Raw genomic sequence first — 13504 nt, forward strand, 5'->3', positions numbered from 1 at the left:
GACCCTGCCCTTCCCTGCAACGACCGGACCACCCCGCAAGCCCCTGCCCGACCTCCCCTGACCCCGCAAAACCGTTCATGAACACCCCGACAGAGCTGGTAGGGTTCTACCCGTCGCAGCGAACACCGCAGCCGACACGCCCCCGTAGCTCAGGGGATAGAGCAACGGCCTCCGGAGCCGTGTGCGCAGGTTCGAATCCTGCCGGGGGCACCTTGCACGAGGTGCCCAAAGACCCCGACACCAGCGGAAACGCTGAGGCCGGGGTCTTCGCGTATGTGCAGCCGTATGCAGTCCTGAGCGGCCCTATGACGGAGTCTGTGGACTATTCGTGGACAGGATCTTGGGCCATCCGCCCTGGTCAGACCTAACAGAAACGAAGGCCCCCGGACGAATCCAGGGGCTTCGGAGCGCCCGCCCTCGCGGGTCACTCGTACTCGTGAGACGGGTCCTCGATCTGGAAGGCCTCAGCCAGTGGCTTTGGCGATGATGTGGTCCATCTCCTCCCGCCCGAAGGCCCGCAGGGTGGTGGAACGGACGTTGCCCAACCCGGCGACCTGGAGGAGCACCGCAGTGGCGGTCTCATCGTCGGGCGCCTCTACGACGGCCACGATGTCGTACGGACCGACGGTCCAGTAGAGGTTCAGGACCTTCACCCCCAGCTTCTGTGCCGCAGCCGCGAAGGCCTCGGCGCGCTGCGGGGTGTCCTTGTAGCCCCGGACCCCCTGATCGGTCCAGTTCAGCAACGAGACATACGTCGGCATGGTCTTTCACCCCTATGAAGAAGAAACAACACATCGTCGATCAATGCTGAGCACCATCACGCGAAATGCGCATTTACAGGCAGGCCGGACGAGTGAGACGTGCGATGAGCGATGGAACTCGTCAAGGGCAGATCCAGGGGCCTCGGGACATGCGCAGTGGGCGTGTCATTCGTACTCACGTAACAGATCCTCGATACGGCGACTGGCGACCTCCTGGCGGCCGTCGAGGCACTTGGCGTAGCGGCTCAGCAGGACCTCGACGCTGTTGCCCTCGACACCGCTCCGCCGCAGGTCAGCCCCGGGGCAGGCCCCAGATGCCCTTAGCTTCCCAAGCTGCGGGCGTAGAAGAGTTGACCGCCGGTCTGTCGTCGCGGTTCGGCCAGCGCGTCTTGCTCTGGTCCACGGCATGCAACGTGGCCGATGCCCGTACGGTGCAGCCCCGACCTTCGCCCCTGGAGTCGGGCCGGCTGTACCGGTGTATTGGCGCTGGACGCCGACCGTGCCAGTGCCCTTCTTCACATCGCCGGTCTCGTCGACGACCAGCACCGCCCGGTCGTCGTGCAGGTGCTCCACCACGTAGCCGCACACGTCGTCGCGGACCTGATCGGCATTCCACTTGGCCTTGCCCAACAGGTGCTGCATGCCGTCCGGAGTGGTCTCGCCAGCCCACTCGGCGATGGTCCAGCAGTTCTTGCGCGGCAGGTCGGCCAATAGACCGAGCACCAACCGCGCCGCCCTGCGCCGGGGTTCGACCCGGGCGAAGCGCCCCGCGATCCGGCCCAACAGGCCCTCGAACGCGTCCCGCCAACGGGCGGGTTCTATGCTGTGACCTGCGGCCACCGTCTCTTCGTCAGTCCACACAACTCACGATGATCAACGGTGGCGACACCCGTCTCCACAACGCGTCAGGGTCGCGCAGTTCCGCCTGCCGTCCTGAGTCAGGAGGACATGTGCAACGTGGCGAGGTCTGGTGGGTGGAGTTCGACGAGCGGCGGCTGGTCGTACTGCTGGCGGCAGACGACGCGTCCAGGATCGGGGCGATGCAGGTCGTCACTCCTGCGGGCGTCGACATCAGCGGTCTGGGCGTCGAAGTGCAAGTAGGGGCCATGGAAGGACTGCCCTTTGAAGGCGTGCTGCGGTTCGCGTTCCCGTGCCCGGGCTTTACCCCCTGCACGTGGCTGACCACCGTGTCCCAGGACGACCTGATCGAGCGGGCGGGCGTCCTGTCCTCCGCGAAGCTCAGCGAGATTGAGGACGCCCTCCGTCTCGGCGAACAGGCGAAGGAACGGACCCCGGCGACAACCGCGAAGCTCAGCGAGATGAGGGACGCCCTCCGTCTCGGTGAACTCGAGTAGGCGGAGAGGCGCCACTCACCATCGAGATCACGATCTACGGCTGGAGTACCAGGGTCCCTCACCTCGCTACTGACGGGTACGCGCCATGTCTTCGACCCGCAGGGAGACTGGATCTCTTTCAGCCGGGGGACCATGCAGATCGAAACCGACGTGGTCCGCTATGAGCAAGCCTTGGACGAGTATGAGGAGCCGACTTCCGCTCCAGGGATTCTTGCCGCACGCGTAGAAGAGATCTGCGCAGAGGAGACGGGCGCCTGGGCTCAGCGCCTCCCCCGTCCAGCCACCTGGGAACGAACCAGTGGCGACAAAGCCGACCGTGCCGACTCCTCGTTTCTCGATTCAGGCGGCTGCAGAGCAGCACGAGCGAGAGGCGCAGCCCGTCTCAGTTTCCGTCTCATTCAGCGTCGTTCACGGCCGTTCAGACGAGACCGAAGGCGGTGGCTACCCCCACAACGGCACTTCCATGAACGCAGGTGAACGGCCCCGTCCGATGTCTCTGAGCCCTCCAACACAGTTGGAAAGCGTGCGCCCTACGTGCCGTTCCCATCGTGGTTCACGGCGGATTGGGCCCCAGGCCGCGAGGATCACCGGGATAGCGTCCCGCATGCCCATTCCTTGGCAGTCCAGCCCAGCCGTGTTCGCGCAGATCTTGGGGCAGCGTGGAGTTGAGTCCGACGGCATACGCGATGTCGAAGCCACCTGGGATGCGTTCGGCGAGTTTCTCCAGGTTGAGATCGAAGGGATCGCGGGGCCCGAGAACGACGGCGACGGATTCATCGTCCAGTGGGGCCGATGGGACTGGAACGACGACCAGCCTGCGCTGTCCTTCGGGCGGCAGCTTGCCGTCACTGAGGTCGACGAGCATGACGATCCCCATTGGCAGCCGGAGTACTGGCAGGTAGAGCTCCAGCTCATCTTCGGAGAGGACCCGGCCTGGGCTGATCTCGACAGCCTCGGCCACCAGGACACCGGGTTCGACTTCGACGAGATCGGCCCGCCCAGGACCGCCGCGCTCGGAAGGATCCGCCGGTTCGTTGAGTCCTACCCCCAGCTGGCAGCCCTATGGCGAGCCAAGCCCATTCGCAGTGAACTGACCCTCGAACGAGCGGGGTAGCTGCCGCGCCCGGTACAGCACGGCAGTACAGCAACCGTTGCCGCCCAGCAGCTCACGTCGGTGCCTTCACAGCCACCCGTATGACCGCCCCCGACCGATCCACCTAGAGCTACGGATCAGTACGCCTAAAACACGGCGTGGCGCGTTCCCTCGCGTCGCGGCCGTGTATTCGGCACGTTCTGTTGACTCTCGTGAGGGGACTCGCCGTCTGTGAGCCGTGGCTGCTGTCCGGCGCCGCAGTCGAGGTGGCCGAGGCGACGCCAGCCGGTGCGGCGGGCTTCCCCCTCGGCGAGCCCCTGATGCACTACTCCGGAGGAGCAAGTTACGTATGAAGACCCGTCCGAGGGTGCGCTTCGACGGCTGGATCGCCGGCGTGGGCACCTCCGGTGGTACGCGCATCGTGCTCGGGCACTGGTCGCGGTCACCGTTCGGTCCGTTCAGCGATGTGATGCTGGAGCGGGCCGACGGGGAACGGCTGCTGCTCGCCCCCACACAGGAGACGGCGGACTTCATCCGCGGCACCTACGCCTTCGACGCCGTACGCGTCGTCCCGGTCGATGTGAGCGTCGCCGACGGCACCTGGACCGTCACCGCGGGATCCCTTGATCTGCGCTTCTCCACCGGCCGCCGGGGGCTACTGGGGTTCCTGTTGTGTGCCGTTCCCGGCGTGCTCGCCCGCCGGCCGGTATGGAGTGCGCTGGTGGACCGGCCGGCCCGGGTGCTGTTGGCCGGTGTGCGGACCCGTGGCAGTGCCGGCGGGGGCCGACGCGAGTGGTACGGGGCTCGTGACCTGCGGCCGGTCACCGCGCTGTCGGCGGTCTTCGAGGGCCGTGATCTCGGCGTGCTGGCGCTCGTCGAACCGCCCGTGCGCTTCGGGTTCGGCTCGGTGCCGCGCACGCCCGCCCTCACGCGGGTCACGACGACCGTGGCGCTCGGCCCGGAGTGAGGACCACCGGGTCGCCACCAGGCGTCTGCCGCCGCCGCACGCCGACTATCGCACCACTTCGTCACGCTGCCGCGCCGCGCATACGCTCCGAATCCCCCGCCTTCGACCTCGACCTGCACCACCCGGCCCGCGGAACTCGAACAGCCACCAGGGCTGGCCGGAGGGAAGCACGGCAGACCCCAGGCGCCGCACGACGGGCGCGACACGACCAGGCGATCGTCTCGTCCGGCTGTGCGCGCCGGTTCATCGGCCGTAGGCGTCCTTGCGCGGAACGGGGCCCGCGCCGGCGTGGCGGCCGGGGCGGACGGCGGCGTGGCGTTGGCCGGGGCCGAGGCCGCTGCGGACGGCGAGCGCGTCGGCGACGACCCCGGTGGTGGCGCGTCGGGTTCCAGGATCTCGCCCGTCTCCAGCAGCGACTTCGCCTCGCGCAGGGCGCGGCGCAGGTCCTGGCGTGGATCCTGACCGGCGAGCCGTGCGGGCACGGAGTGCGCCGTGTCCGGTAATGCCTCCTTGAGGCGTACGGCCACTTCCGTGCCCCGGTCACCGGGTGCGGGCCGGATGCGCGTCTCGATGCGGTCGCCGTACTGCTGCAGCGGTGACGGCAGCTTGTCGGACTGGAGGTCGCCCGGTGCACGGTTGATCGTCACCGTCAGCCAGCGGTTCCCGGCGGCCGGGTCGGCCGGACGCGCGCCGGAGCGCTGTAGGGCGACGACGGCTCCGGCGGTGAGGCCGGCCGCGGCCGCCCACAGTGTTTTCGCAGCGGTCACGGGCGGTCACCTCATGGAGGAAGCGGGAGTACGGCGACGGGTGAGCAGCGCTCCCAGCGCGATCATGCCGATGCCGAGGACGAAGTGCAGCCAGTCGTCGGCCGTGTTCAGCGGCACGAAGTTGGCGCTGCTGTCGTGGCCGACGAACAGGCCGTACAGCCACAGCACGAGGTAGATGGCACCACCGGCCAGCAGGTAGGTGCGGGCCGCGGCGGCGGTGCGGGACATCGCGATGCCTGCCACGCCGAACGCGAGGTGGACGAGGTTGTGCAGGATGGATATCTGGAAGATGCCGAGGAGTTCGGCCCCGGAGTCGTGCGACGCGAACTCCATGTCGTCGTAGTTCGTGGTGATCCCCGGAATGAATCCCAGGATTCCCACCAGCAGGAACACCGCTCCGACCAGCAGTGCCGCCTGCTGGACGGGGGTACGGGCTCTGCCCGGGGTACGTGCGTGCGTGGTCATCGCGGCTCCGCCCTTCCCTTGGTGCGCACCGATGAGCGCCGATACGCGGCGAGTACCCCGGCGTGCGGTGCAACCACGCCGGAATCGTGCCGCTGGTCGAGTGACTGCGGCGGGGCCGGTCCGGCGGGGGAGCCGCGGTCCGGATGCCATCCCGTCGAGCATGGCCGACGCTCACCTCCTCCCCCTTTTTCCGGCGAGTGGTCTCCGCGCCGAGGGGGACCTGCGTACTCACCATCGACTGCCCTGGAGGCACAGGTGACCTTCAATCCACTGGAACAACGCGGTATCCCGCTGGACCGGCAGATCAGGAACTGGCGCGAGCTGGACGTCACTCCCATCGACCCCGATCACTGCGACCCGTACACCCGCTGCCGCATCATCACGATGAACGGCATCGAGGTCGAGGCGATCATGTTCAGCCACCAGCTGGCCCGGAACACCGTCGATGCCGAGGTGAAACGCCAGTTGGCCCAGACGCGCTACATCGAGGCACAGCAGCAGAAAGCGGTGAACTGGCTGCTCCCCGGTGTGTCGTCAGTGCTGGAGACGACCATCGCCTATGAGCAGGTGGCCGTGGACCTCACCGCCTGGGTCGCCCGGATGGAGCCGGACCCGTACCTGAAGCAGGCGTACCAGTTCGGCGTCCTGGAGGACTTCGACCACCTGTACCGGTACGCGAACCTGTACGAGATGATCGAGCACCGCAAGGCGGACGCGATCGTCGAGGGCCTGACCGAGGTCATGCCGGGCCGGCCGACGAAGTTCCACCACCGGCACCCGGCCGACAACGTCCGTGATCCGTACGCCAAGGACGAGACGAACCCGTTGTCGAAGCTGCACGCGCTGACGATCATGTCGGCGGAGCAGCAGACCATGAACTTCTACATGAACACCGGGCCCACCTACATGGAGCCGATCGCCCGCCAGCTCTACCAGGAGATCGGCCTCATCGAGGAGGAGCACGTCACGCACTACGAGTCGCTGGTCGACCCGGGCGAGACGTGGTGGGAACAGCTCGTCAACCACGAGTACAACGAGTGCTACCTCTACTACTCCTTCATGGAGCAGGAGAGCGATCCCAAGGTCAAGGCGATCTGGGAGCTGCACCTGAACCAGGAGCTGGAACACCTGCACGTCGCCTGTGACCTGATGCGCCGTCACGACGGGCGTGACCCGGAGTCGGTGCTCGCGCCGCAGCTGCCCGACGTGCTGACCTTCGAGCCGAACAAGGCCTACCTGCGGGAGCTGCTCGACACGCAGATCGACCTGACGACGCTCGGCGCCGGATACGTCCGCGAGGCCCACGAGCGGTTCGAGAAGATGCAGGAGCAGATCCACGGCGGTGAGGCGCCGCCCAGCGAGCGGGTGATGACGCAGCACGACGAGATGTTCGGGCACGAGTACCGCGTCGAGACCGAGGGCGAACACCCCGACCCCGCCCTGCGGGAGAAGTGAGGAGACCGGTCATGTCCGAGCACCACACCCCGCAGGCCGGCGACGACTCCGCCCCGGACGCCGACGTGGTGGCCCTGCTCATGCGCCAGCACGGGGACATCCGCAATCTCTTCGACGAGGTCGAGGCGAGCACGGGGGACGCCCGGCAGCAGGCCTTCCGGCGGCTGGTACGCCTCCTCGCCGTGCATGAGACGGCGGAGGAGGAGGTCGTGCACCCGTTCGTCCGCCGCAACGTCGGTGGCGGTGAGGACGTTGTCGAGGCCCGCCTCGCCGAGGAACGGTCGGCCAAAGAGACGCTGAGCGCTCTGGACGACATGGACACCGACGACCCGAAGTTCCTGCCCCAGCTGCTGGCGCTGCGCGCCGACGTCCAGGAGCACGCCCGCGCGGAAGAGCGCTACGAGTTCATCCACATCCGGCGCAGCGCCGACGCCGGGGCACTGGCTTCCCTGGCCAAGGGGGTCAAGGCGGCCGAGGCCATGGCGCCCACCCGGCCCCATCCGGGCGTGGAGTCCGCCACCGCCAACATGGCGCTGGGCCCCGTCGTCGCCCTGATGGACCGCACCCGGGACGCCGTGCGCCAGGCGATGGGCCGCGACGGATCCCACTGATCGCGTCCGTCCGGGGATCGGCCATGTGGTCCCTGCGACAGCAGGGGCCACGCGGGCCGCTCCCCCGGCGCCTGGCACCGCTCTGATGAGTGCTTCCTCGGCGAACCCGCGTCTCCGGCCCTGACCGGCCCCTGACGGGCCTCTGTCCGGCCTCTGTCCGGCCATGGATCCTGACGTATGGGGCACCCGAGACGGTCACCAGTGGCGATGTCGGGAAGGACGGCGATGGGGGCACGGCGGTCGACGGCTGCTCAGACGGTGCTGAACGTGGCCCGTTCCAGCCCTTGCCCCGAAGTGCTCCGGGCGCTGTGCCGGACGGTGTGTGAGGCCCTGTCCGTGGACGGGGCGACCTTGTCGCTGCTGACGGACACGCCCTCGCGGCAACTGCTGTGCGCCTCCGACGCGACGGCTCTGTGCCTGGAGGAAGTCCAGTTCACCGCGGCGGAAGGTCCCTGTATCACCGCCGCGGCGGAGGGCACACCGGTCCTGGTGGAGGACCTGCGCGAAGACCTCGGCCGCTGGCCCTTCTTCAGCGCGGGCATGAACGAACGGCTCCCGGACGTCGGAGCCGTCTACGCCTTCCCGCTGTCGCTGGGCGACGAGACGCTCGGCTCCATGGACCTGCTGCGGCACGACAGGGGCGGCCTGGACGACCGCGCGGTACGGGAGTGCCGGCACGTCGCCGACGCCGTGGTCGAGGGCCTGCTCTCGACGCTCACCGAGCTGCTGACCGGCAGCGCACCCCCGGTCGGGAACCGGCGGACGTCATCCGGTCCCACTGGTCCTCGACGCACCAGGCCATCGGGATCGTGGCAGCGCGCCTCGGCATCAGCATCACCGACGCGCTCGCCCGGATGCGCGCGGAGGCCTTTCGCAGCGGACGGACACTGGCCGAGATCACCACGGCCGTCCTGAACCGTCCGCCCCGCGCGTAGGGCACGCCGGGGAATCTTCCGCCGCGATGTGGTTACACCAGGTCCTATGGCACGGACATCGAAATCCGCTCACCTGACCAGTGAACCGCCGGCACCGGGACGACAGCGGGTCGGACCGGGAGAGGACGTGGAACGGCGGGCACCGGACGAGCCCACCCAGATGCCGAAGCGGTCCTGGTGGGCAGTGCTCAAGGGCACGGTCGGCGAGTTCAAGCAGGACGAGCTCACCGATCGGGCCGCGGGGCTGACGTACTACGGAGTGCTGTCGCTGTTCCCGGCGCTGCTGGTGCTGGTGTCGTTGCTGGGCGTCGCCGGGAAGTCGGCCACGGACCAGGTGCTGCAGAACCTCCAGCGGCTGGCCCCGGGATCCGCCCGGGACATCATCGGCAACGCCGTGCAGCAGTTGCAGGGCCGCGGCGGTGTCGGCTCCGTCATGGCGATCGTCGGCATCCTGCTGGCCGTGTGGTCGGCCTCCGGATATGTCGCGGCCTTCATCCGCAGTGCCAACGCCGTGTACGACATGCCCGAGGGCCGTCCGGTGTGGAAGCTGCTGCCGGTCCGGGTGGGCGTGACGGTGGTGCTGCTGGTGCTGGCCGTGGTCAGCGCGTTGATCGTGGTGTTCACCGGCGGTCTGGCCCGCCAGGCCGGCACGGCGCTGGGGATCGGCGACACGGCGTTGACGGCGTGGTCGATCGCGAAGTGGCCGGTGCTGGTCGTGCTGGTCACGATCATGATCGCGATCCTGTACTGGGCGACACCGAACGTGAAGGGCCGCGGCTTCACCTGGATCACGCCGGGCAGTTTCCTGGCGCTGGTGATCTGGATGATCGCGTCGGCGGGCTTCGCGTTCTACGTGGCGAACTTCGCCTCGTACAACAAGACGTACGGGACGCTCGCCGGTGTGATCGTGTTCCTGGTGTGGCTGTGGATCAGCAACATCGCGATCCTGCTCGGTCTCGAATTCGACGCGGAGATGACCCGTCAGCGGGCCGTCGTGGGCGGTCTGCCCGACGGTGAGGAGCCCTACGTACCGCCCCGGGACACCCGCAAGTGGAGCGAGGAGGACCAGCGTCGGATGGAACACCACAGGGAATGAGAGCACGTCATGGACATGTTCGAGTCTCTTCACGACGGTGATCACCGGCTGGGACGGCAGGTGTCGTCCTGGCCGTCGGACGGCGCCCGGCGGCTGCTGCCCGCCGTGGAGGAGGCCGCCGAGCACACCAAGCTGTGGTGGGGTGTCGCCGTGCTCATGGCAGCCGTCGGCGGCTGGCGGGGGCGCCTGGCCGCGGTCACGGGAGTGGTGAGCATGGCCGTGGCGCAGACGGTGTCGAACGGTGTGGTCAAGCACATGTGGCGGCGGCGCCGGCCGCCCGAGGAGTGGATCTCGCCGGAGGAGGTGCGGGAGCGGCCCGATTCGCCGTCCTTCCCCTCCGGGCACACGGCGGCGGCCGTCGGTTTCACGGCCGCCGTGGCAACGGTGTGGCCGTGGCCGGGCGCGGCGTGTGCGGTGCCGACAGCCTTGGTGGCGTACGAGCGCGTGCACTCCGGCGCGCACTATCCCTCCGACGTCGCGGCGGGGGCCTTGATCGGGCTGGCCGCGTCCGTAGCCGCCCGCCAGACTCCACGTCTGCTGCGGCGCGTGCTGCTGTGACGACGAGGGCCGACCCAGGACAGCCGGGCCCATCAGGTGTACGGGGCCGGTGTCCCGTCAGGTGTACGGAGGCGGGCCGGCGTCGTCAGCCGCCTTCGACGCCGGTGGCGCTGTGGGCGGCTCCGACCGGCTTCGATTCCGGTGAGCCGCGCTGCCGCAGGTAGATGGACAGCACCGCCATCGAGGCGACGGCCAGCAGCTCCGACTGCCAGTTCTGCAGGGTGCGGTTCCAGAAGTCCGCGGTGTCCGGGTACTGGAACATCGTGCGCGGCGCCGTGGCCGGAAGCCGCGGGCCGGTTGACGACGGTCCGGCGCCGGCCGGGCCCGGGCTCCTGTCCGCACCGGTGTCGTACCGGGCACGGATTGGTTGCGGCATGGGCGTTTCGGCTCGGCGGCGGGGGTGCTGCGGCAGCATCGCGACGTATGAGCAGAGACCGGTATGTCGACTTCCTGCGGGCGTGGGCCATCGGGGCGGTGGTGTTCGGGCACTGGCTGATCACAGGGCTGGTGCGCGGGGACGACGGGGCGATCGGCGCGCCGGAGTTGTTGGCGGTGGTGCCCTGGACCCAGTGGCTGACGCTGGGGTTCCAGGTCATGCCGTTGTTCTTCCTCGCCGGCGGGCATGCCGCGGGCGGGTCCTGGGAGCGGGACCGGGACGCGGGTGGTACGGCCGCGGAGTGGGTGGGGCGGCGGGCGCTGCGGTTGTTGCTGCCGGCCGGGGTGTACAGCGGGCTGGTGCTGGCCGCCGTGGGGGTGTCGGCGGCCGTCGGCGTGGACCCGTACACCCTCGAACTCGTGGGGTGGGCCCTGGCCATGCAGTTCTGGTTCCTGCCCGTGTATCTGGTCCTCAGTGCCCTGACTCCGGTGCTGCACGCGGCGCACCGGCGCTGGGGGGTCCTCGTCCCCGTCGCGATGGGTGTGGTCGCTCTCGGGGCCGGCGCTCTCGACGTCGGGCTGCTCAACTACGTGCTCGTGTGGGGGGTCGCCTACCAGTCGGGGTTCTGCTGGCGGGACGGGCTGCTGGGCGAGCGGTCGACGGTCCCGGCGCTGATGGCGGGGGGCGGCGGGCTGGCCTTCGCGCTGCTGGTCGGTCCCGGTCCGTTTCCCGTCAGCCTGATCCTGGTGACCGGGCAGGACCCGAGCAACACCGATCCGCCGTCGGCGGCGATGCTCGCCTGGGTGGTGGCCCAGACGGGGGCCTGTCTGCTGCTCGCGCCGCTGCTGCGGCGGGTGTTGGCGCGGGAGCGGGTGTGGCGGCGGGTGCGGGTGGTGAGCGGGGTCAGCATGACCCTGTACCTGTGGCACATGGTGCCCGTGCTCGTCGTCGCCGCCGTCTTCTACCTGCCCGGTCTCGCGCCCGATCCCGGGTTCGCGTCCGCCGCCTGGTGGGGAATGAGGCTGCCCTGGCTGCTGGTTCTGGCGGGCGTGCTCGCCGGGGTCGTGTTCGCGCTGCGGCCGCTGGAGCGGGGGTTGGGGGCGGTGTACGAGCGGGTCCGGCCGCAGGGCCGGCCGCGAGCGGCCTGGGCGCTGTGGCTCGGGCTCGCCGCATGTGTGGCCGCGCTGAGCCGGTTCGCCGCGCAGGGGTTCGCCCACGACGGACGGTTCGCGGCCGGGCCCGCGGCGGGGCTCGGCCTGGGCCTCGCGCTGGTGGTGCTCTCCGGGTGGCGGACGGGCGTTGACCGGATCAGGACGGCCGACGACGCCCTGGAGGAAGCCGCCTGACGCCGGGGCAGCCGTCGGCACGGCCACCGGGCCGTGGCAGGGGCGTGTGACAAGATGCTCCGGCCAAGCCCCACCAGAAAGGGACGATTTCCATGTCCAGGGTCGAGCTGACCACGAACTTCGGCCGAGTCGTTCTCGAACTGCACGACGCCGAGGCCCCCAAGACCGTCGAGAACTTCCTCACGTACGTCCGCAACGGGCACTACGACGGCACCATCTTCCACCGCGTCATCGACGACTTCATGGTCCAGGGCGGTGGTTTCACCGCGGACATGGTCCAGAAGCCGACCCTGGCCCCGGTCCCGAACGAGGCCGACAACGGCCTGAAGAACACGGCCTACACGGTCGCGATGGCGCGTACCAGCGACCCGCACTCCGCGACCGCCCAGTTCTTCGTGAACGTCTCGGACAACGACTTCCTCAACTACACGGCGAAGACCCCGAACGGCTGGGGCTACACCGTCTTCGGCCGGGTCGCCGAGGGCCAGGACGTCGTCGACCAGATCAAGGGTGTCCGCACCGGCAGCAGCCGCGGGCACGGCGACGTGCCGACCCAGACGGTCCTCATCGAGGGCGCCAAGGTTCTCGACTGACGAGAGCCGGCGGTCTGCCGGGACCTGCGGCTGCGGGGCGCACCGGCCCACGCGGTACGCAGGTCACGCGGACCTCTTGCGGCCCGTCGCCTTCTTCGCCGCCGTCTTCTTCGCGGGCGTCTTCCTGGCCGCCGCGGTCTTCTTCGTGCCCTGAGCCGACTTGGCCGTCGACTTCTTCGCCGCGGTCGTCTTCTTCGCGGCCGTCGTCTTCTTCGCCGTGGACGTCGACTTCTTGCCGCCCGCCTGCTTGGGCGTGGCCCGCGCCGACTTCCGGGCCGGCATCGGTCTGACCTCCGCGTGCTCGCCGGCCTCCTCCTCGCCCCGGGACTCCTTCGCCGCCCGCACGCTGTTCTCCAGCGCCGCCATCAGGTCGAGGACCTTGCCGCCCTTGGCCGGTTCGGGGGACTCGGGCGGGGCCTCGCCGGCCGCCTTCGCGGCGACGACCTCCTCCAGGGCCTCGCGGTACTCGTCGTGCAGGTCCTCGAGCTCGATCTCGCCGAGGGTGTCCATCAGGGCGTCCGCGAGGTCGAGTTCCTTGTCGTTGACGGTGACGTCGGTGTCGGGGGCGAGGCCCTCGGGGGCGCGGACCTCGTCCGGCCAGAGCAGGCCGTGCAGGGCGATGGCGTCGCCCACCACCCGCAGCATGCCGAGGCGCTCGCGGCCCCGCAGCGCGAACTTGGCGATGGCGACCTTCTGGCTGCGCTTGAGGGCCTCGCGCAGCAGGGTGTACGGCTTGGCGGCCGGGGCGCCGCCCGCGGCGAGGTAGTACGCCGCGTCCATCTGGAGCGGGTCGATCCGGTCGGCGGGGACGAACGCCACGATCTCGATCGTCTTGGCCGTGGGGAGCGGCAGGTGGGCCAGGTCGTCGTCCGTGATCGGGATGATCGTGCCGTCCGCGTCCTCGTAGCCCTTGCCGATCTCCGACGTGGTCACCTCGCGGTCCTCCAGCTCGCACACCTTGCGGTAGCGGATGCGGCCGCCGTCGTCCAGGTGGATCTGGCGGAAGGAGATCGAGTGGCTCTCGGTGGCGTTCACCAGCTTGATGGGGATGCTCACCAGGCCGAACGAGATGGCGCCGTTCCATATGGATCGCACGTGCAGCACCCTTTCGATCGGTTTGCGGGGT

The 13504-nt window shown here is 69.4% G+C and carries 15 protein-coding genes, 1 tRNA gene and 1 pseudogene; 12 read left to right on the top strand and 5 right to left on the bottom strand.

Annotated features, from left to right (window positions below; genetic code table 11):
- Positions 1-138: 138 nt before the first annotated feature.
- Positions 139-210 (top strand) — tRNA-Arg (locus tag KUM49_RS25980).
- A 254-nt stretch (positions 211-464) separates the two neighbouring features.
- Here KUM49_RS25980 and KUM49_RS25985 read toward each other — a convergent pair.
- Both KUM49_RS25985 and KUM49_RS25995 read right to left on the bottom strand, forming a co-directional pair.
- On the bottom strand, positions 465-761 hold the full coding sequence (locus KUM49_RS25985) for a GYD domain-containing protein (RefSeq protein WP_217239366.1): 297 nt from the start codon (positions 759-761) through the stop codon (positions 465-467).
- Between the two features lie 441 nt (positions 762-1202).
- A pseudogene (locus tag KUM49_RS25995) lies at positions 1203-1544 on the bottom strand (transposase); the annotation flags it as partial.
- A 167-nt stretch (positions 1545-1711) separates the two neighbouring features.
- Here KUM49_RS25995 and KUM49_RS26000 point away from each other — a divergent pair.
- From KUM49_RS26000 to KUM49_RS26015, 4 genes are all read left to right on the top strand, one after another.
- Positions 1712-2116 (top strand): type II toxin-antitoxin system PemK/MazF family toxin, encoded by a 405-nt coding sequence (locus KUM49_RS26000; protein ID WP_217239367.1) that lies wholly within the window; start codon positions 1712-1714, stop codon positions 2114-2116.
- 634 nt (positions 2117-2750) lie between these two features.
- Positions 2751-3230, top strand: coding sequence for a hypothetical protein (locus KUM49_RS26005; RefSeq protein ID WP_217239368.1), 480 nt, complete (start codon positions 2751-2753; stop codon positions 3228-3230).
- Positions 3231-3558: 328 nt separating this feature from the next.
- A complete protein-coding gene (locus KUM49_RS26010; protein WP_217239369.1) occupies positions 3559-4176 on the top strand; it encodes a hypothetical protein in 618 nt (205 codons plus the stop codon).
- Between the two features lie 231 nt (positions 4177-4407).
- Complete coding sequence (locus tag KUM49_RS26015) at positions 4408-4638, top strand: hypothetical protein (protein WP_217239370.1); 231 nt, start codon at positions 4408-4410, stop codon at positions 4636-4638.
- 311 nt (positions 4639-4949) lie between these two features.
- Here KUM49_RS26015 and KUM49_RS26020 read toward each other — a convergent pair whose 3' ends face one another.
- Positions 4950-5408, bottom strand: coding sequence for a DUF4383 domain-containing protein (locus KUM49_RS26020; RefSeq protein WP_217239371.1), 459 nt, complete (start codon positions 5406-5408; stop codon positions 4950-4952).
- A 255-nt stretch (positions 5409-5663) separates the two neighbouring features.
- Between KUM49_RS26020 and KUM49_RS26025 the strand changes: the two genes are divergently transcribed.
- From KUM49_RS26025 to KUM49_RS26045, 5 genes are all read left to right on the top strand, one after another.
- Entirely contained in the window at positions 5664-6863 is a 1200-nt protein-coding gene (locus KUM49_RS26025; RefSeq protein ID WP_217239372.1) for a hypothetical protein, read from the top strand.
- A gap of 11 nt (positions 6864-6874) precedes the next feature.
- The gene (locus KUM49_RS26030) at positions 6875-7474 is read left to right on the top strand and encodes a hemerythrin domain-containing protein (protein WP_217239373.1); all 600 of its coding nucleotides are present in this window, start codon (positions 6875-6877) and stop codon (positions 7472-7474) included.
- Positions 7475-7741: 267 nt separating this feature from the next.
- Positions 7742-8389 carry a GAF domain-containing protein gene (locus KUM49_RS26035; RefSeq protein ID WP_217239374.1) on the top strand — a complete coding sequence of 216 codons (648 nt, stop codon included), beginning with the start codon at positions 7742-7744 and terminating at the stop codon, positions 8387-8389.
- Between the two features lie 66 nt (positions 8390-8455).
- Positions 8456-9505, top strand: coding sequence for a YihY/virulence factor BrkB family protein (locus tag KUM49_RS26040; protein WP_217239375.1), 1050 nt, complete (start codon positions 8456-8458; stop codon positions 9503-9505).
- Between the two features lie 9 nt (positions 9506-9514).
- Entirely contained in the window at positions 9515-10063 is a 549-nt protein-coding gene (locus KUM49_RS26045) for a phosphatase PAP2 family protein (protein WP_217239376.1), read from the top strand.
- 85 nt (positions 10064-10148) lie between these two features.
- Here KUM49_RS26045 and KUM49_RS50305 read toward each other — a convergent pair whose 3' ends face one another.
- The gene (locus KUM49_RS50305) at positions 10149-10478 is read right to left on the bottom strand and encodes a DUF6766 family protein (RefSeq protein WP_308406748.1); all 330 of its coding nucleotides are present in this window, start codon (positions 10476-10478) and stop codon (positions 10149-10151) included.
- A gap of 8 nt (positions 10479-10486) precedes the next feature.
- On the opposite strand from KUM49_RS50305, the gene KUM49_RS26055 reads away from it, so the two are divergent.
- Together KUM49_RS26055 and KUM49_RS26060 are read left to right on the top strand one after the other, a co-directional pair.
- Entirely contained in the window at positions 10487-11785 is a 1299-nt protein-coding gene (locus KUM49_RS26055; protein ID WP_217239377.1) for an acyltransferase, read from the top strand.
- A gap of 92 nt (positions 11786-11877) precedes the next feature.
- Complete coding sequence (locus KUM49_RS26060; RefSeq protein WP_217239378.1) at positions 11878-12378, top strand: peptidylprolyl isomerase; 501 nt, start codon at positions 11878-11880, stop codon at positions 12376-12378.
- 63 nt (positions 12379-12441) lie between these two features.
- Here the strand turns inward: KUM49_RS26060 and KUM49_RS26065 are convergent, their stop codons facing one another.
- A complete protein-coding gene (locus KUM49_RS26065; protein ID WP_217239379.1) occupies positions 12442-13482 on the bottom strand; it encodes a Ku protein in 1041 nt (346 codons plus the stop codon).
- Between the last annotated feature and the right edge of the window lie 22 nt (positions 13483-13504).

The organism is Streptomyces sp. AC555_RSS877, from assembly GCF_019049245.1.
Classification (GTDB): domain Bacteria; phylum Actinomycetota; class Actinomycetes; order Streptomycetales; family Streptomycetaceae; genus Streptomyces.